Annotated in this window: 17 protein-coding genes; 4 read left to right on the top strand and 13 right to left on the bottom strand. The window is 73.7% G+C overall.

The annotated features are described in order from the left end of the window. Positions 1-15 precede the first annotated feature (15 nt). The 3 genes from WMF14_RS06155 to recN all read left to right on the top strand — a co-directional run bounded on the left by WMF14_RS06155 (position 16) and on the right by recN (position 5,246). Positions 16-828, top strand: a complete 813-nt coding sequence (locus tag WMF14_RS06155; RefSeq protein WP_437799246.1) for a hypothetical protein — start codon at positions 16-18, stop codon at positions 826-828. A 343-nt stretch (positions 829-1,171) separates the two neighbouring features. Next, positions 1,172-3,514 (top strand): hypothetical protein, encoded by a 2,343-nt coding sequence (locus WMF14_RS06160; protein WP_437799247.1) that lies wholly within the window; start codon positions 1,172-1,174, stop codon positions 3,512-3,514. A 34-nt stretch (positions 3,515-3,548) separates the two neighbouring features. Continuing rightward, positions 3,549-5,246: a DNA repair protein RecN gene (recN, locus tag WMF14_RS06165; protein ID WP_437799248.1), complete on the top strand. Its 1,698-nt coding sequence runs from the start codon at positions 3,549-3,551 to the stop codon at positions 5,244-5,246. 195 nt (positions 5,247-5,441) lie between these two features. Here recN and WMF14_RS06170 read toward each other — a convergent pair whose 3' ends face one another. From WMF14_RS06170 to WMF14_RS06180, 3 genes are all read right to left on the bottom strand, one after another. Continuing rightward, entirely contained in the window at positions 5,442-6,974 is a 1,533-nt protein-coding gene (locus WMF14_RS06170) for an FAD-dependent thymidylate synthase (protein WP_437799249.1), read from the bottom strand. 193 nt (positions 6,975-7,167) lie between these two features. Continuing rightward, a complete protein-coding gene (gene map / locus WMF14_RS06175; RefSeq protein WP_272100605.1) occupies positions 7,168-7,986 on the bottom strand; it encodes a type I methionyl aminopeptidase in 819 nt (272 codons plus the stop codon). After that, on the bottom strand, positions 7,983-8,576 hold the full coding sequence (locus WMF14_RS06180) for a cobalamin ABC transporter substrate-binding protein (RefSeq protein ID WP_437799250.1): 594 nt from the start codon (positions 8,574-8,576) through the stop codon (positions 7,983-7,985). Before WMF14_RS06180 ends, map begins: the two co-directional genes overlap by 4 nt. A 303-nt stretch (positions 8,577-8,879) precedes the next feature. On the opposite strand from WMF14_RS06180, the gene WMF14_RS06185 reads away from it, so the two are divergent. After that, positions 8,880-9,734, top strand: coding sequence for a hypothetical protein (locus WMF14_RS06185; protein ID WP_437799251.1), 855 nt, complete (start codon positions 8,880-8,882; stop codon positions 9,732-9,734). A gap of 148 nt (positions 9,735-9,882) precedes the next feature. Here the strand turns inward: WMF14_RS06185 and WMF14_RS06190 are convergent, their stop codons facing one another. From WMF14_RS06190 to WMF14_RS06235, 10 genes are all read right to left on the bottom strand, one after another. After that, positions 9,883-10,146, bottom strand: coding sequence for a NifU family protein (locus WMF14_RS06190; RefSeq protein ID WP_272100611.1), 264 nt, complete (start codon positions 10,144-10,146; stop codon positions 9,883-9,885). A 117-nt stretch (positions 10,147-10,263) separates the two neighbouring features. Beyond that, positions 10,264-11,100, bottom strand: coding sequence for a hypothetical protein (locus WMF14_RS06195; RefSeq protein ID WP_437799252.1), 837 nt, complete (start codon positions 11,098-11,100; stop codon positions 10,264-10,266). Between the two features lie 98 nt (positions 11,101-11,198). After that, on the bottom strand, positions 11,199-12,512 hold the full coding sequence (locus WMF14_RS06200) for a hypothetical protein (RefSeq protein ID WP_437799254.1): 1,314 nt from the start codon (positions 12,510-12,512) through the stop codon (positions 11,199-11,201). Then, entirely contained in the window at positions 12,509-13,294 is a 786-nt protein-coding gene (locus WMF14_RS06205) for a hypothetical protein (protein ID WP_437799255.1), read from the bottom strand. The genes WMF14_RS06200 and WMF14_RS06205 overlap by 4 nt, the downstream gene beginning before the upstream one ends. 106 nt (positions 13,295-13,400) lie before the next feature. Next, a complete protein-coding gene (locus WMF14_RS06210; RefSeq protein ID WP_437327857.1) occupies positions 13,401-13,883 on the bottom strand; it encodes a serine/threonine protein kinase in 483 nt (160 codons plus the stop codon). Between the two features lie 14 nt (positions 13,884-13,897). Then, complete coding sequence (locus WMF14_RS06215; RefSeq protein ID WP_437799256.1) at positions 13,898-14,821, bottom strand: DUF4349 domain-containing protein; 924 nt, start codon at positions 14,819-14,821, stop codon at positions 13,898-13,900. Positions 14,822-14,905: 84 nt separating this feature from the next. Then, a complete protein-coding gene (locus tag WMF14_RS06220) occupies positions 14,906-15,457 on the bottom strand; it encodes a CDP-alcohol phosphatidyltransferase family protein (protein WP_437327859.1) in 552 nt (183 codons plus the stop codon). A 157-nt stretch (positions 15,458-15,614) separates the two neighbouring features. Next, complete coding sequence (locus tag WMF14_RS06225; protein WP_437327860.1) at positions 15,615-16,049, bottom strand: universal stress protein; 435 nt, start codon at positions 16,047-16,049, stop codon at positions 15,615-15,617. Positions 16,050-16,325: 276 nt separating this feature from the next. Beyond that, a complete protein-coding gene (locus WMF14_RS06230) occupies positions 16,326-16,790 on the bottom strand; it encodes a hypothetical protein (protein ID WP_437799257.1) in 465 nt (154 codons plus the stop codon). Further along, on the bottom strand, positions 16,787-17,143 hold the full coding sequence (locus WMF14_RS06235; protein ID WP_437327862.1) for a DUF4398 domain-containing protein: 357 nt from the start codon (positions 17,141-17,143) through the stop codon (positions 16,787-16,789). Before WMF14_RS06235 ends, WMF14_RS06230 begins: the two co-directional genes overlap by 4 nt. Positions 17,144-17,700 lie beyond the last annotated feature (557 nt).

Consider the following 17,700-nt stretch of genomic DNA (forward strand, 5'->3'; position numbering starts at 1 on the left):
TCTAATGTCCGCCGCGTGAAGCTGCGAACCTTGACCCTGGACGAGCTGACCATCGACGACGAGCGCTCCTTCCGCCACGTCGCGCTCTACGACGATCTGAAGCAGGCACTCCGGCGCGACGGGTACCGCTTTCGCGTGCCCGAGGGCGATGCGAGCTGGGATCGCGTCGTCTTCTTGAACCTGACGTTCTGGAGCCAGAGCGAGCAAGGCGACCTGATCGCCGGCGATCACCTCGCCGCCGACGTCGTCGCGCACGTCGCGTGGCACCACCTCGCCCACCGCGCGCTCACGGCCGCGGGCGGCGGCGCTCCGCCCAGCGCGGAGTCGCTCCTGCTCGCCGAGGCCATCGCCAGCGCGTTCGATCTGTACCTCGTCGGGCGCCTCCTTGGGCACGCTCCCAGCTCCGACTTCCTGGCCACGCAGGTGCCCGCGATGGCCGAGGCGGCCGAGGCGGCCGGCCTCTCCGACGCCGGGTTCGAGGCGCTCCTGGAGGGCGTGTCCGCGGACCCGGAGCGCGCCTTCGAGGACCTCCGCGCCCTGCTGTTCGACGTCACCACGGCGCTCGTGCGCTGCGATCGCCTGAGCCGCGCCGCGGAGATCCTCGCCGGCTTCGACGCCCACCGGTTCGCGCCGCTCCTCCACCACTACGAGCTGTCGAACTGGATCCTGTCGACCCGCGCCTCCGGGTCCGCCCCCGCCCCCGATCCGGTCGCGCGGGCCGTCGACGCGGCGCTGCGGAGCGCGCCGGTCTCGCTGGAGTGGTTGGAGCAACGCTGGGTGCGCCCGCCCGCGCCCCTGCCCGCGCTCGCCGGCGAGCCCTCCGCCTAGGCAAATCCAGCGGGATCCGGCGGAATCCCGCGGCCCCCGAGCCGGGCGGAGCGGGCGGGCCCGAGGACGACCGCCCTGGTCACCTGTGAAGAAGATTGCGCGTGCTGGCGAGCTGCGCGATTCTCTTCTCAAGGTGCAACTCGCCTGCTCTCTCTGCAGGACCTACGTGGAGATCGGTGTAGGACGCGAGATGCGTCCGTCCTTGCCGTTTGTCTGCAAGACGTGTCGCGCGAAGAGCAAGCAGTCCGCGTCCGAAAGGGGTGAGCCACGGTCTTCCCCCTCGGGCGTTCCGAGCTCCGCGAACGGACGCGACCGGCGGGAGCCATCGAGCGAGCCCGAGCGCGTGAAGCCTTCCTCCGGGCGCCGCTCGGAGACGGGGGCCGGGCTGTCGAGCGATGTGCTGGACGCCGAGACGACGCTCCCGGGCGCTGACATCCAGCGCCGGCTGGAGACCGCGGGCGACACGGAGCGGCGCGCAGCGCCGGCGCCGGCCGCGCGCAGGCGAGGGCTCACGCTCGCGGAGCGGATCGCCCAGCAGGAGCTGGACGCCGCGCCCGAGTCCAGCCCGAGGGCGCACCCGCTGGATGCGTTCGACGCGGCGGCCGAGGCCTCGCTCGAGCACGCCGTCGTGACGCCGGACGGCGGGCTGGGCCGGCGCGAGGTCCCGGCGCGGCATCGCACGTTCGCCGGCCTCTCCTGGGACGACGCGCCCCGCGCCGTGGCGGCGCCGGCCGGCCGGAGCCCGTCCGCGCTCCCTCCCGCGGACTCGGATCCCGTCTCGATCCAGGACCTCGCGCAGATGCTCTCCCCGGGGATCGAGCCGCCCTCGCTCTCGTTCGGCTCGCACGCCATCGAGGAGGAGCGCGCGAGCCAGCCCGCGCCTCCGCTCGAGCCCGCCGCCGCACCCCGCGCGACCCCGCGCACGCCGGTCCCGGCGCGACCGCCTGCGCGGCGCGAGCAGCGCGTCACGGCGGCGCTCGCGCGTCCGCGGACCGCCGCTGTCCCGCGCGCTGGCGGCTCCTCGCGGCCCATCGCGCCGCCGTCGGAGATGCCGCCGGCGCCGCTCTCCGAGATACCGTCGGCGCCGCTGTCCATCGACGAGGGCCGGCCGTCGTCGCACCGCTCGTCGCCCGAGCTCCGGCTCCAGGACGTGCAGGCCATGGCGGCGCTCGCCCCGCAGCCCATGCCGTCCGCGCGGCGCGCCCGGTCCGGCCCGAGCGCCGCGCAGCCCGCCGACGCCTCTCCAGCGGACCTCGCCTTGCTGGGTTCGCTCGCCCCGTCGCCGGCCGCGAGCTCGCCGCGCGCCGCCGAGGAGCAGCGGCGAGACCGCGCCAGGTCCAAGGCGGCCGAGGCGCAGGGCGCCGCGGGAGGGCAGCGGGATCAGGGGAGCGACGAGCGGCCGTCGCACGAGCCCCTCGCGCTCACGAACCTCTCTCCGCGGTCGACCGCCCACGCGGCGGGCGACTGGCACAGCCAGGCCGAGCCTCGCGGGCGCGCCGAGCGCAAGGAGACCTCGGGCCTGATCGATCTGCGCAGCATGGCGCCGCCGCCCGGCGCGGAGGGCGAAGCGCGCCGCAACGACGACCGGGCCGATGACGAGATCCTGAGCATCAACGGCGGGCTGTTCGACGACGCCGCCGCTGGGCGGAGCTTGGACCCCTCGTTCCCCTCGCAGCCCGTCGAGCCCGAGCTCCCTGCCGTCGAGGGACACACGTCGTCCGGGGAAGAGACGCCGGTGCGCACCTCGATCACGGCCGGCTCCCTCGTGTCCGAGAAGCTGCGCGCCCTCTCGACGCCGGCATCGCGCCAGAACCTGGCGCTCGCCGGCTGGGTGACCGTCGTCTTCATCGTGTTCGGCGCTGCGCTCTACCTCGCGCAGGCTCACGGCCGCTCGTCCAGCGCCGTGGCGACCCAGAACGCCCCCGCAGGCAGCAGTGGCGCGCTCGAAGCGGCGCCGCATCCGTCGATGGCCGCGACGGCTCCCGCTGGCCAGACCGCCGACCGGGAGCCGTCTCTGGATGACGAGCCGGCCGCGGATCCGCCGTCCGCCGCTCCCGGCCCTGCGGAGCAGGCGCTGGCCGCCTCCGCCGGTCCGGCCGGCGAGCCAGCTGCACCCCCGCAGCCCGTGCAGGCAGGGGCTGCTCCTGGGGCGGCACCCGAGCCCACCGCCGCGCCAGCAGCGACCGCCGCCGCACCAGCGGCGACCACCGCGCCGGCGGCGACCGCCGCGCCGGCGGCGAGCGCCGCGCCAGCGGCCACCGCTGCGCCGGCGGCGACCTCCGCGCCGCGAGCCAGCGAGAAGCGTGATGGTTCCGAGCGCCCTGCCCGGGCCACGGCGCCGAGCGAGCCCGAGCGCGCCAAGCCGACGGGCAAGCAGCCGCCGCCGGGCGCGCCGCTCCTTCCCGCGAAGGACGAGCCAGCGCGCTTCGATCAGAGCGCGGCGTCCAGCGTCCTCGCGTCCGCGGCGGCGGCCGCCGCCGGCTGCACCGGCGAGGGCCTCACCGGCACGGCTCGCGTGGCCGTCACCTTCGCGCCCACGGGGAAGGCCATGTCGGCGCGCGTGGAGGGGGGCGACCTGGTCGGGACCGCCACCGCCGGGTGCATCGCCGCTGCATTCCGCGACGTCGCGGTGCCGCCTTTCGAAGGAATTCCGGTCACCGTCATGAAGCAGGTGAAGATCCGCTGACGACGGGTCGAAAGCTTTCTATCCTCCCGCCGCTGTGCTGGTCGCGCTTCGGGTCAAGAACTTCATCCTGATGGACGCCCTCGAGCTCCGGCTCGAACCTGGGTTCAACGTGCTCACCGGCGAGACGGGCGCGGGCAAGTCCATCGTCGTGGGCGCGCTCTCGCTGGTCCTCGGCGGCCGCGCGAGCGCCGAGCAGGTCCGCCCCGGCGCGGACGAGGCCGAGATCGAGGCGCTCTTCGACGTGCGCGGCTCCGATCGCGCGATGGCGATGCTCGACGCCGCAGGCATCGCGAGCGAGGGCGAGCTCGTGGTCCGCCGCGTGGTCCAGGCGACCGGCCGCTCGCGCGCCTACCTGAACGGCCGCCTCTGCACCGCGGGCGAGCTCCAGGCGCTCGCCCCGGAGCTCGCCGACGTCGCCTCGCAGCACGAGAGCGTGGCGCTGACCGATCCGTCGACGCACCTCGGCTACCTCGATCGCTTCGGCCGCCTCGTGCCTGCGCGCAGCGAGCTCGCGGCGGACGTCAGCGCGCTCGAGGCGCTCACCGCCGAGCTCAGGGCCGCCCGCGAGCTCGAGCGCGGCCGCGGCGAGCGCGAGGCGTTCCTCTCCTTCCAGCTCCAGGCCATCGACGCGCTGTCGCCGCGCCCCGGCGAGCTCGCCGATCTCGCGGCCGAGCGCAACCGGCTCCGCCACGCGGGCCGCCTGCACGACATCACGCGGCGCGCAGCGTCCCGCCTCGATCAAGGGGACGACGCGATGTGCGACGACCTCGCGCGCCTCGCCTCGGAGCTCCGGGCCGCGGCGGAGATCGATCCTGCGCTCGACGATGTCGCCCGCGCGGTCGACGGCTGCTGGACGGAGCTCAGCGAGGCGGCCCGCCAGATCGCCCGTTACGCCGAGCGCGCGGAGGCCGACCCGGATCGCCTCTCCGAGATCGAGGATCGCATGTACCGCCTCGAGGGCCTGCTCCGGCAGCACGGCCCCACGCTCGACGACGTGCTCGCCGCGCGGGCGCGCCTCTCGGCCGAGCTGGAGCGCCTCACGGGGGTCGAGAGCCACGTCGCGGAGCTCGAGCGGCGGCGCGACGCCTTGCTCGCCGTCGCCGCCGAGCGCGCCCGCAAGCTCTCGGCGAAGCGGCGGAAGGCCGGCGAGAAGCTCGGCGCCGCGATCTCCACGGAGCTCGCCGATCTCGGCATGGGCGGGGCGCGGGTCGTCGTGGACATCGAGCCGCACGGCGGCGACCGCGCCGAGCTGGTCGTCGACGGCGCCCGCCTCGGCCAGGACGGCATCGACCGCGTCGAGTTCCTCATCTCGCCCAACAAGGGGATCGAGCCTCGCCCCCTGCGCCGCATCGCCTCGGGCGGCGAGCTCTCGCGCGCCCTGCTCGCCCTGAAGCGGGTGCTCGCGGAGTGCGGGCCCGCCGGCCTCTACGTCTTCGACGAGGTCGACAGCGGCGTCGGCGGCGCCGTCGCCGACAAGATCGGGCGCGCGATCGGCGACGTGGCGCGCCACCACCAGGTGCTCTGCATCACCCACCTCGCGCCCATCGCGGCGTTCGCCGGCGCTCACTTCGTCGTCGCCAAGGAGAACGCGGGCGGCATCGCCAAGAGCTCGGTCACGCGCGTCGACAAGAAGGACCGCATCGCCGAGGTGGCGCGGATGCTGTCGGGGGCGAAGGTCACCGGCGCGTCCATCCGGGCCGCGACGGAGCTCATCGAAGCCGCGCGCCTCTGAGCGGCGGTCACCCGCTTCGGATACGGGTCCATCTCGACGTTTTCGGTGCTCAGCTCCCTTTCGTGCGCTTGCGCGCCGAAAACGCCGATCTGGACCCGTCTCCTGTGCGGGTGACCGCCGCTCTGCGACGGCCTACCCGAGGCGGGGGACCGCCGCTCTGCGGCGGCCTACCCGAGGCGGGTCGCGTGGCGCGGATCAGCTACGCGCGAGCGCGTAGTCGTTCAGATCGACGCGGATCAGGTCCTTGAGCCAGGGGTGCACCGTGATCGCGGTGCGGTAGAGCCCCTGGGCCATGCGCCGGTAGCTCGTGTGCCCCTGCTTCGCCGAGCGGAGCTCGATGACGTGGAAGAGCTCGCGCAGGTTCAGCGTCCAGAGGGTCCTCACGCGGAAGCCGAGCGGCACCGCGTACTGCGACTCGAGGGGGTAGCGCTCCTCCATCGCGTTCCACGCGTCGCGCGCGGCGAGCATCGCGTCCTGATACGCCTCGGCGTGGCCGAGCTCCGAGAGGGCCTGCGGCGTCTCGAAGCCGAGCCTGCAGGTGAGCCGCTGCGTCGCGGGCGTCAGCATCCGGTGGCGCTGCAGGTCGCGGTACGCGCCGTAGTCGAGCATCAGCTCGAAGGTCATGCTCGACGCCTCGAACGCGCGCGGCGGCGCGTCGTACGGGCCGCGCTTCTCGCACGCGGCCTTCGCGATCCCGATGAGCTCCGGCAATGTCGCGCGGCGGAGCGCGTCGCTCAGGTTGTAGGCGTGCACGCCCGGATCGCTGCCGTCGTACGCGAGCGCGAGCGCGACGCGCTCCAGCGCGTCCTTGTCGTAGCGCACCAGCCGGACGGGCTGGTTGATCACCATCGTCGCGCTCACGCCCTCCTCCGGCGGCGTGTAGACCCGCTTCATCGCCGCGGCGACCGTGGCCTGCAGCGTCTGCCGGAGCTCGTTCGGCGCGGCGTACTTCACGAGCGTCGGTGTCACGGCCAGCGCCGCCGTGTGCATGTCGCGGGCGACCCTGCGCACCTCCTCGAGCGGGTGCGACAGCATCTTCGTGAGCAGGATCTCGAGGGCCCTCGCGTTCGCGGTGAGGCCGATGTTCGTCCGCGTCCCCGCCGGCAGGAGGCCGCGCAGGAGATCGCACGCCTGCGCGCGCAGCGCCCCCTTGTAGGCCGCGTCCGACATCTTCTCGGGCTTCGGCGAGCGCGCGCCGAGCCGCTCGGTCACCCTGGGGACGAGGTCGAGGTAGGTCGCGAAGAGCCGCTCGCTGGACGCCTTGTATTTCGCGGCGTGCTCGGCGTCGAGCTCCGGCAGATCGATGAACGAGTGCTGATCGAAGACCACGTAGCGCGTGCTCTTCTCCGTGTACGAGCCGAGCCGCAGGTCCTCGATCACCTTGGAGGCGACGATGCTGACGTTCTCGATCGCGAGGTGCACGACGGCGTGCTCGGCGACCGACGCGTGGCCGTAGCCCACGACCCATTTCTCGTGGAAGCTCCGCGCCTTGTCCGACGCGAACGCGAGGCCCCGGCGCGGCCGGCCGTCGGCCTCCGGGGCGACGTCGAGCTCCTCGTCGCCGAGCAGGCGCGCCAGGTTGGTGCGCAGATCGTCCCGGCTGCGCGAGTAGTACGCGAACAGGACGGCGATGACTTCTTCCGGCAGACCCGACAGCGAGAAGACGTCGGCCGTCGGGCTCGACACATACGGCGCGATGCGGGCACGCGACGCTTCGTCCAAGGCCATGCCCCTGCTTCTACTCCCAATCGCCGGCCGGACGGTCGACAAAACTCGGTCCTGATCGACAGATCCGGCCCACGTCAGCTCACCGCCGCGTCGGCCCTCGTGGCCGGGGCTGGCCGGCGCGCGTGGTCCGGGCGCGGCGCGCAATTGACGTCGAGCGCGTCGAGCGCGTCGAGCGCGTCGAGCGCGCTCTGCGTCAGAGCGCTCGCGCCGCGGAGACGGCGAACGGATCGGCGAAGATCTCGCTGTTCGCGAGCGGCCGGCTGCGACGGGTCAGCACCTCGCAGCCGTTCCTCGTCACGACGATGGTGTGCTCGAACTGCGCCGACAGCGAGCGATCGGCCGTCAGCGCGGTCCACTTGTCTTCCTGGATCTCGACCTCGTAGGTGCCGAGGTTGATCATCGGCTCGATCGTGAAGCACATGCCGGCGCGGAGGCGGGCGCCGCTGCCGTACTTGCCCACGTGCGAGACCTGCGGCGCCTCGTGGAAGCGCCGCCCGATGCCGTGCCCGACGAAGGCCCGCACCACCGAGCAGCCCTCGCCCTCGGCGAATTCCTGGATGGCGGCCCCGATGTCGCCGAGGCGCGCGCCGTCCCGGACCTGGGCGATGCCGAGCTGCAGGCTGCGCCGGGACACCTCGGTCACGTGCTTCGCCTCGGCCGATGGCTTGCCGATGTAGAAGGTCGCGGACGTGTCACCGTAAAAGCCGTTGTAGATCGTGGTGACGTCCACGTTGATGATGTCTCCCGGAACGAGGACGCGGTCGCACGGGATGCCGTGGCAGACCACCTCGTTGATCGAGGTGCAGACGCTCTTCGGGAACCCGTGGTAGTTGAGCGGCGCGGGGTAGCCGCCGCGGCGGATCGTGTCCTCGTGGACGAAGGTGTTGATGTCCTCGGTGGTGATGCCGGCGCGGATCATTTCGCCGACGCCGAGGAGCGTCTCCGCAGCCATCTGCGAGGCTGTGCGGAGGGCGTCGACTTCCTTGACCGTCTTGATGCTCACGTTGCTCACGGCGCAGACAGCTCCCCGAGGACGACGGCCTCCTTGACGGCCGCGGCGACCTCCGCTGTATCAGGTGAAAGGTGCCAGTGGATCTCCGGCTCGCCAGCCTCGCCGGCGAAGCGCCGGATGAAGGCGATGAAGGTGAGCCCGCGGAGCCGCGCGTCGATCGCCTTCGCGACGCCGAACGCGCGGCTCTGCGGCCGGATGTGGAGCTCGAACGTCCGGTCCGGCGCCCGGGGTGTGGTCAGCGGAGGGTAGCCGACCTGGATCCCGAGGTGGTAGGTGCTCTGCTCGCCGATCGAGTCGACGGTCACCGTGTTGACGCGGACCCGCGCGACAACGTCTGCCGTCTGCGCCCTCTCGCGGAGGAACGGGTCCGATCTGGGCGAGGGGCCGTCCAGCGAGAAGCCCACGGCGGCAGGCTCGATGTTGTCGTCGAAGACCTCGCGCGCGCGCCCCTCCCATGCGGGCAGGCCGGCCTCTGGATCGACGGACGCCGCGGGGCGCTCGTGATCGGCGACGCAGCCGCCGGCGGGGCCAAGGGCCGCCAGCGCGGCGAGCGCAAGGCGCAAAGGTGCAGCACCGGCGGCAGGGATCATCCTTGGGGCCAGAGCTCGTAGCACGTCGGCCGTTCCCTGTCAGGACCCGGCACACACCGGCCACACGCGCTGCCGAGGCTGTTTTGCCCTCGTCGCGATCCGATTCGCGATCCGCCTTGCGCTCGCTCTCCATCGATCCGGCCGAGCGATCGTCCAACGGCGGTCGACCCCGCTCGGTGCGGAGAACCTATTCTCCTGTCCTACCGCAGGTGCTAGCGTTCTCCGGCTTGCCGGGCTGGGTTTCCTGGCTTTTGCGATTGCACAGAGCGCAGGGACAGGGCCTGCGCCGGCTGGAGGAGGAACATGAAAGCGAAGAGGCTCCTGGGAGCGGCGCTGGCTCTGGGGCTGGGCCTTACGGCGATCACGAGTGCGACCGTGGCGGCTGCCCAGCAGAAGCCGGGGAAGAGCGGGGCGCCCGCCGCCGCTCCTGCCAAGCCGGCCGATACGCCGGTGACGAAGAAGACGATCGCGCTGACGCCTCCGGGCATCGCCTGGGGCATGACCACCAAGCAGGTGGCGGCGGTCATCGACAAGATGCTCGATGAGGCGTACGTGCCGCGTTACAAGGCGATCTCGCCCGGCGTGAAGATGCGGGCGCTCGACGCGGAGCTCGCCGAGGAGAAGAGCGCGTTCCGCCGCAGCCGCATCGACTTTGGCAGTTTGCCGACCGGCATCGACGGGACGCCGCTCAAGGGCGAGTACACCTACCTCAACAAGGAATCGATGATGACGCTGACCCGCGACAGCGGGAAGCGGTACTTCTTCTTCATCCAGGACAAGCTCTGGAAGATCATCGACGAGCACCCGCTGGGCGAGAAGGCCGCCCGCGGGAAGGACTATGCGTCCGCCGTGGTCAAGCTCGCGACGGCGTTCGGGGTGCCTGGCCGCGTGACGCCGCCTGCTCCGGACAAGGGCCGCTACGTCAACGAGGTCGACTGGAAGGACGCCGCCACGCGCTTCCGCGCGATCGAGCGGAGCGACTCCGAGATCGCGTTCGCCTACGAGGACCTCGTGACGCTTGGCAGCCTCGAGTCGCTTCGCCCCAACAAGCCGGCCGACACGAACGCCATCGACCCGGCCGTCGCCTCCGCCGTCCGCAAGGAAGAGCCCCCTCCCGGCCCGCCCCCCTCCGCCGACAAGCCCGGCAAAAAGAAGTAGCTCTCCCTCCCGGTCCCGGTAGTCCAGCTGAGGCGGTCACCCGCACAGGAGACGGGCCCAGATCGGCGTTTTCGGCGCGCAAGCGCACTCCAGTGCGCTGAGCACCGAAAACGTCGAGATGGGCCCGTCTCCGCAGCGGGTGCCCGCCTCAAGCGAGGGAGGCGCCGTCGGGGACACGCATGCCGTTGGTCACGACGACCCGTGCGGACGGCGCGACCGCGAGAACCGCTGGCTCGATCACCGCGCGCGCGGTGAGCATGGCCCCGGGGCAGCCCGAGCACGCGCCGGCCAGGTGGAGCGTCAGGTGATCGGGCTCGACGGCCACGATGTAGAGCTCACCGCCGTCGGCTCGGACGAGCGGCGCGATCACCTCGCGGCAAACCTTGAGAAGCTGATCGATGGAAGCCGGCATGGGGGTGAGCTCGGCAGCCTAGCACGGTAGCGCTCGATAAGGAGATCTCCCCCAGGCCCGCCGCCGGCCGTCACAGCACCCGGGCCGCAGGCCGGGGGGCCGCCCTGGAGCTCGCGCTCAGAGCGTCGAGACGAGCGCGGCGACGCCGGCGTCCGCGGCGAGCTCCGGAGCGCGCTGCGCCGCAGCGCCGAAGGTGCGGCCGGCGATCTCCACCGTACCGCTCCAGGGGCCCGAGGCGGTCTTCGCCGGCAGGTCCAGCTTCTCGAGCGCCTCGGTGTTGACGTCGGGCGTCACCGGTCCGCCGTACGCCTTCGCGCCCTTCCACGCGAAGACGTAGAGCAGCGGCGTCGACTTCAACCCGTCGCGCTTGGCGAGCTCGGCGATGTCGCGCTTGGCCGCCTCCTGCAGCCGGTACGCGTAGGCGCGGAACGACCAGCCCGTGACGAAGAGGCCCTGGAGCTCGCCGCCGGTCCGCGTGACCGGGTGCACGGCGACCCACTGGAGATCGGGGCCGTTCCTGACCCCGCGCATCTCCTGCATCTCCCCGAACGCCTCGACGACGCCGCTGCCCGGCGCCAGCACCTTCCTGAGCTCGGGGAACGAGGCCAGGACGGACCTGTTCGCGAGCATGTCCGGATCGGCCTCGCTGCGCAGCACCGTGCCGCTCGGATCGGCGAAAGAGAAGAAGGTGCTCTTGGCGAACTCGAGCTCCTTCACCGAGGCGCGCGCCCCCGCGATCGCCTTCTGGAGCCCGAGCAGGTTCGCGCCCGGGTCGGTGTCCACCAGCGCAGCGAGCTTCTGCGAGCCCGCGGGGAGGCCGGTCCGCACCTGGCCGACGTCCTCCGCGACCAGCGGCGCGAGCTTGGCGCAGAGCTCCGCGGCGTGCTTCTGGGACGTCTTGCCGTCCTCCTGACACGCGCTCCCGAGGGCGGCGGCCAGCGCACAGGCGAGCACGGCGGGCTTGCTTTCGCTTCGGGCGAAGGTGGAAGAGCGCATCATCGAGAACGACTCTCCGAGGCGAGCGGAGTTCCGGCGGCCGGGACCATCGCGCCTCACAGGGTTTCCGGGGTTACAAAGATGATCTCGACCCGGGCGTTGCGGGCGCGCTCGCTGCCCCCCGGATCGACGACCGGGGACGCGGATCCCGCGAGGAACGGCGCGATGGACGGGCTCGCGGGCGCCCCCGCGGCGGCCGTTCCTCGCGCCGGGCCCAGGGCGCGGACGACGGCATCGGCCCGCGCCGACCATGCAGGCTCTTCCCTGGCGCTGAGCTCCCGGTCCGTGTGCACGACGACGGCCACGGGAAAGGAGGGGTGCGCCGTGGCGACCAGCGCAAGGTCGTGGAGGCGCGCCTCGCCGGCCTTCGTGAGGGCGTTGCCGGCGAACAGCCCGCGAAGCGTGACGACGATGCCGCGATCGTCGCGGACGGGCGACCAGGTGCCTGCGGCCGACAGCTCTGCGAGGAGCGCATCACCAGCGCCAGGCGCGCGGGTCACCGGCGTGGCGGCGCGGCGCGCGGCCGTCAGCGCGGCGAGGCAGCCCGCACGGGCGCGGGAAGCCTGGTCGATCGGCGCCGGGATCGCGCGGGTGGAGCCGCTCGCCTCCGCGAGCTCCGCGTCGAGCTTCTTGATCGCGGCGGTCGCTCCCTCGAGCTGCGCCGCGAGCTCGGCGCTGCCGGGCTGGGCGCCAGCGGGGCTCACGGTCGCGGGCTGGGTGCCAGCGGGGCTCGCGGCAACGGGCTGAGCGCCAGCGGGGCTCGCGGCAGCGGGCTGGGCGCCAGCTGGGCCGGCGCTTGCGGGCTGCGCGCTGTCCGGCGGCGCCGGCGCGATCAGGAGGCGCGCCGCGCCGCACAGCAGGCGGGCCTGGAGCGCGAGCGAGCGCGCTGCGGCGAGGCGCGCCTTCTCGCGATCCGCGTCGGCCTTGCCCGACGGGACCACGGGCTGCGCGTCACGGGCGACCTTGGTCCGCATGTCGAGCGCGTCGACCTCGGCCGCGACGCGCGACTGCTCGGCCTCGAGGCCCGCGAGCGACGCCTCGCCGGCGGAGCGCTGCGCCTTCGCCTCGGTCTCGGCCGCCTCGGCCCGAGCCACCCGCGAGAGCGCTTGCGCGTGCGCGTGCGCCGCGATGGCCTGCTCGCCCAGGATCTGCGCCCCGGATCGATCCTCGCTCTCGAGCGCGGCGAGCGCGTCGCCGCGGAGCTTCTCCGCCCGCGCGAACGCGCCCGGCGCGTACCGCTTCGACTCGGCGGCGACCGCCCCCGCGCGGACATGATCGAGCTCATCGAGCACCGCTGGCCGCGGGATCGGCGCGCACGCGCCGAGGAGCATCCCCGCGATGGCGACCCCTGCGAGGCGACGCGCGCTCAAGGCCTGCCCTCCTGGCCCGCGGGAGCCGTCGCCTTGGCGGCGCCGCCCTTGGGCCCGGCGCCTGGCGCCGCGGCGGCGGCCCGCTCGGCCTCCCGCGTCGCCGGCCTCGCCTCCTTGGGCGTCGCGCCTCTCTTGCCGGCCTCGATCCGCTGCGCTTCGACGTCCGCCGCCGTCCTTGTCGCCTCGCGCGCCTCGGCCTCGATCCGATCGAGCTCCGCCGCGGCGCGGCCTCGCCGCGCCTGCGTCTCTTCGAGCAGCGCGCGCGCCCGCTCGAGCTTCGTCTCGACCTCGCGCGCGCGCTTCGCGGCCTCCACGGCCGTCGCCTCCGCCGCAGCGGCGCGCAGCAGCGTCCTCGCCGTCTCCGCCCACTCGAGGGCCACCGCGTCGAGCTGCCGCGCGTGCGCCGCGTCGCCCGCAGCGCGCGCGCCCTGGGCGCGCTGGAGCGCGCGCTTCGCCTGCGCCACCGGCTCGGCCACGACCCTCGCGGCGCTCGGCGAAGGCCCGCTCGCTGCGATCGGCTCGACGGGCGGCGCCCCGACAGCGCCCTTCTCGCCGTCGGCGGCCTTCTCGCCGGCGACGGCTGCGGGCGGGGGCGCGACGCGGCCCTCGATCTCGCGGAGGATCTGCGCCGCCTTGGCGCCGTCGCCGGGGGGCGGCGCGGGCACGGCGGCGAGCGGCTTCTCTCCTCCGCCGTGCGCCAGGGCGTCGGCGCTGCCGAGCGTGGCCGCGAGGGCGAGGAGCAGCGCCTGGCTCGACCGGCGCTGCCGCGCGTCACAGGGCATGGGGCGGGAACGCACGTCCGCCAGGTAGCAAACAGGGCTTCCGCGAGCAAGCGCAGCGGCGCAGGGGCTGCAGTGACGCGCGCGTGGCCGACGCGGGCAGCTCGCGTCACTCCGGAAGGAAGTTGCGGATGGCCCAGTCGATCTGCTGCTGATGCCGCTCGACCAGCGCCTTCGCGCCGCCCGCCTCGTGGAGGAAGACGCGATCGTCGTTGACGAAGACGGTGAGGTAATAAAGGTGCGCTTCCTTCCCCTCGTCGTGCCCGAAGCGCAGCTGGACGCCCGGCTGGCCGTTCCGGGCCTTCACGTCGGTCTTGCCGAGCAGCGCGTAGCCGCCGCCCTCGCGCAGCCGCTTCTCGATCACGCGGGACCAGAAGGCGAGGTCGCCCTTCGGATCGTTCTCGAACGCGCGGATCCCGATCACCAGCCCTTCGGCGGTGGTCGCGCGGTACTCGTCGTCGCCGTAGCGATCGCCGAGGTCGACGAACCCCGGCGGGGTCGCCGGGACGAAGGGCCGGCCGCAGCCGATCAGCGCCGCCGCTCCGGCGAGCGAGGCGAGGAGGACGAAGGCGTGGCGGAGGGAGTGGTTCATCGGAGGGGCCCGGTTCACAGGTTGAGGAGCCGCGAGAGGCCGAGCTCGTTGAGCCAGTCGATGGGGAGCCGCGGTCCCGACGGGGCGAGGGTCTCCGTCGAGCGCGGCTGGAAGGTCACGGTGAGGGTCGAGAACGCGACCCGATCGCGCAGGAACTTGAGCCGCCCCTCGAGGCGCTCGAGCTCGCTGGACACGCGCGCGAGCTCGCGCTCCAGCTGGATCGACTCCTCGACCTTGGCGGCCTTCTCGAGGAGCTTCTCCAGGCGATCGCGCACGGCACGCGCGTTCCGGATGCGGATGCCGAGATCGAGGAACTCCTCGGTCACGTCCTCGGCGACCACGTTGCGCTGGAGGATGTCGCCGAGCCCCTCCAGGCGCTTCAGCGCCTCGTCGAACCGGGCGGCGGGGATGCGGATCGTGATCGTTCGATCGTCGCGGCGGGCGAGGAAGCCGCCGAGATCCCGCGCGAGCGCCTCGACCTTGCCGAGCGACGCGCCCACCTCGAACACCGCCATCGCGATGTCCGCCGTGTAGACGAGGAGGGGCGCGCGCGCCGCGCTCACCTCGCCGGCGGCCTGGGGCGCGCCCTGCGGTGCGGCGCCGGACGAGGTCGGCGCCGGCTGCGGCGTAGCGGCGGTCGGCGCCGGCCTCGCCGCCGGGGGCTGAGCGCCGCCGCCGGGCGCCGGCGGCGGCGCAGCCTTGGCGAAATCCCCCGCCGCCGACACCTCGGCGTCGTACGACTCCTCGCGCACCGACCCCGAGCGCGTCGACGCGCCGGTCGTCTGCATGACGCCAGGAGGCATCCCTGCCACCGGGGCCGGCGCCGCTCCGTACGACGGCGAGCTGGAGGCGTCGCGCGCCGCCGAAGGGGCGGAGCTGCAGGCGGCGGGGCCGGCGAGCGAGGCAAGGAGAGCCCAGACGGGCAGCGTTCTTCGCATGGTTCCTCGGAGCATGGAGCCGGTGGCAGGCGCTCAACGCGCCGCTTCGGCCGACCTTACACCAGGAGCGCCTCCGGGCGTCGCCTACGCCGCCCCGGGCACGCGGCGGAGCTGGCGCGCCCAGTACGAGACGCCCGCGGCCGCGCCCGCGATCGCCGACGCGGCGAGCATCGCGGTCAGCGCCGAGGGGAGCGCGATCGCGGCGAAGACCGCCGCGAACTGCACCGCCGTGGCGAGCTTGCCAGGGATGTTGGCGCTCGCCGCCGACAGGCGCGCGCCCTGGAAGCGGCGGCTCACCGCGATCCAGAGCGCGAGCGGTAGCTCGAGGAGCTCGCGGGCGAGCAGCGCCGGGATGCCCCAGAGAGGGAGCGCGCCGCTCTCGAGGAGCGTGCCCACCACCGCGAGCGCGAACACCTTGTCCGCGATCGGGTCGACGATCGCCCCGGTGGGCGTCACCTGACCGGAGCGGCGGGCCAGCCAGCCGTCGAGCACGTCCGTCAGGCCTGCGCAGCAGAGGACGGTGAGGGCGAGCGCAGGCTGCGTGGCCACGATCGGGAACAGCGCCGCCAGCGGCAGCCGGGCCAAGCTCAGGAGGTTCGGCGGAAGCGCGAGATCGCGCGGAGACAGGGGCGACATGCGAGGAACTCCACGCGCCGCATGCGACGCAGAAGCCGGGGCCCTGACCCGCGTCGAGCGCGGTCGAGCCCGCCTTAACCCAGTCGAGCGCGGCCCTGCCCGCCGCGCCCCGGCCGGCAGCCGCGCCGGTCCGCTTACCGCGAGGCGCCGCCGAGGATCAGCTGGCCACGCGCACCGTGAGCACGGGGATGTTGCTCTTCCGGATCACCTGCTCGGCGACGCTCCCGAGGAAGAGGTGCGTGATCCCCCGGCGGCCGTGCGTGCCCATGACGATCATCGCCGCCCCCTGCTCCTCGGCGGCGGCGAGGATCTCGGTCGCAGGGTCGCCCTCGCGCAGCGCCGTCGAGAGCCCCCCTGTCTGCGCCGACAGCTGCTGGACCGCGCGCGACGCGGCGGCGCTCACCTCGGCGTGGAACCCGGGCATCAGCGCCGGCTCGAGCCCGGGGTACGTGTAGACCGGGAGCTGATAGACGTGCAGCAGCACGACCCGGTGCCCGAGCCTCGCGCCCAGATCCCTCGCGAGCTCGATGGCCTTCATCGAGGCCGCCTCGAAGTCGACGGGCACCAGTATCACGTTCGCGCCTTCCTTCATCGCGCTCTCCTCGCACGCGGGACGGGTGTCCCATCGAACTTCGACCGTCGCTGACCTCCGGGACGCTTTCGCCGCTGGCGGAGGCGCGTCGCGCGCATCTTGGATCCAAAAATTGACCACTCCCAGGAGAAATCGTTCCGCCGAGGCCGCGCTGACGCCCTGGGCGGTATGCAGCGCGCTGGGGCGCTCGGGCCGATCCGCCCGGATTCCAGCGGCAAATCAGGCGTCACGCGGGTGCGCCGCGGCGAGCACGGCAGCGCAGGAGCGCGGCCGCGATCACCTGGCGGACTGCTGGGGCCGCATGCGCGCGCGATCGAGCGCGATGTCGAGATCGACCTCGTCGGCAGGGGCGGGCGCCGCGGGGGCAGGCTCGTCGCCGGCGCGCGCGCGCCGCTGCTCCGCGGCGCGCTGGCTCTGCCGCGCGCGCTCGAGGGCGCTCTGGTTCGCGCGCACGAGCGAGGACAGCAGCGAGCACTGCGCCCTCCGCCGCGCCACGTAGGCGGCGTCGCGCGCGGAGGGCGAGCGCGGGCTCCTCCGCTCCTCGCGCTCGGCGATCGCGAGCGCCTGCTCGGCCTGCTTCAGCTCGGCGATCGCGAGCGGGGAGAGCGGGTTGTCCCGCGCCTGCACGACGGCGGCGCGCGCCGTGACGAGCTCGGGAGGCGGCCCGGCCGCGCTCCGAGCGCAGCCGGCGAGCGAGAGCGCCAGCGCGAGCGGGACCACGGCGCGCGCGCGGCCCGTCACTCGGCCCGCCCCGCGAGCGTGCTCGCCTCGTCCAGCGTGCGGCCCGCGGCGTCGCGGAGCCCCGCCTCCCTCACCATGAGCGTCGAGAGCTCCGCGTCGACCTCGGCCCTCCGCAGCAGCCAGCGGGCTCCTTCCTTGTCGCCCACCGACAGCCGCCGCCTCGCCTGGGCGAGCTCGCTCTTCGCCAGCGCGAGGTGCATCGCCGAGCGCCGGTCCGCGCCCGCGCCCTCCCGCTCCGCCGCGCGGATCGCCGAGAGCGCGTGGGAGAGCTCGGGCGGCGCCGCCGGCGATCGAAGGACGGCACATCCGGCGAGCTCCAGGGCGGCGAGCACGAGCGCGGCTTTGGCGAACATTTGCGTGGATTCCCGATCTCACAGCGCCAGGTGGCACCGTTGTGCACCGTGGCGCATCTCGGGCGCCTTTGTGCATCGACCAGGCCAGCGCGCTCCCCTGCGCGCGAGCTTCTCGCTCCAGCGGGGGCGTTCCGCTCCGTGGCCCGAATGCATGCCGCGGCCCTCGTGCCGTTTCCGGCGCTCGCGCAAAGGATTGCGTGATCCCGCATCGCCTTACGGCGCCTCCGACGGCACGCGCCCCTCGCGCCGCGCGATACCCCGGTCGCGTGCAACAGCGCTTGCGGCAAGTTGTCAGGAGAGTGAACTCCCGGCCTCGACCATCCCACCGATCCGATGACCGAGGGAAGCCTCCAGGGACAGGCAGACGGCGGCCAGGGACACAGAGATCGCAACCAGGGACATGGGCAAGCGCCGGGCGCGGGCCGAGGTGCTCCTGCAAGGGACAGGGAGGCTGCGTATCAGGGACGTGCGGTGAAGCGTCAGGGACCCACATGCGTGCCGCGAGGGACAGGGGGCGACGCGCCAGGGACACCCCGGCGCATCGTCCTCTGTCCCTG

It is taken from the genome of Sorangium sp. So ce693 (genome assembly GCF_051521375.1).
GTDB classification, from domain to species: domain Bacteria; phylum Myxococcota_A; class Polyangia; order Polyangiales; family Polyangiaceae; genus Sorangium; species Sorangium atrum.

Bases quoted from the DNA above. Each gene is read 5' to 3' on its own strand.
- WMF14_RS06190 (WP_272100611.1), bottom strand. From the start codon at position 10,146: ATGCCGGCTTCCATCGATCAGCTTCTCAAGGTTTGCCGCGAGGTGATC.
- WMF14_RS06205 (WP_437799255.1), bottom strand. From the start codon at position 13,294: ATGCCCTGTGACGCGCGGCAGCGCCGGTCGAGCCAGGCGCTGCTCCTC.
- WMF14_RS06220 (WP_437327859.1), bottom strand. From the start codon at position 15,457: ATGTCGCCCCTGTCTCCGCGCGATCTCGCGCTTCCGCCGAACCTCCTG.
- WMF14_RS06235 (WP_437327862.1), bottom strand. From the start codon at position 17,143: ATGTTCGCCAAAGCCGCGCTCGTGCTCGCCGCCCTGGAGCTCGCCGGA.
- WMF14_RS06210 (WP_437327857.1), bottom strand. From the start codon at position 13,883: ATGAACCACTCCCTCCGCCACGCCTTCGTCCTCCTCGCCTCGCTCGCC.
- WMF14_RS06215 (WP_437799256.1), bottom strand. From the start codon at position 14,821: ATGCGAAGAACGCTGCCCGTCTGGGCTCTCCTTGCCTCGCTCGCCGGC.
- WMF14_RS06225 (WP_437327860.1), bottom strand. From the start codon at position 16,049: ATGAAGGAAGGCGCGAACGTGATACTGGTGCCCGTCGACTTCGAGGCG.
- WMF14_RS06180 (WP_437799250.1), bottom strand. From the start codon at position 8,576: ATGATCCCTGCCGCCGGTGCTGCACCTTTGCGCCTTGCGCTCGCCGCG.
- WMF14_RS06170 (WP_437799249.1), bottom strand. From the start codon at position 6,974: ATGGCCTTGGACGAAGCGTCGCGTGCCCGCATCGCGCCGTATGTGTCG.
- WMF14_RS06185 (WP_437799251.1), top strand. From the start codon at position 8,880: ATGAAAGCGAAGAGGCTCCTGGGAGCGGCGCTGGCTCTGGGGCTGGGC.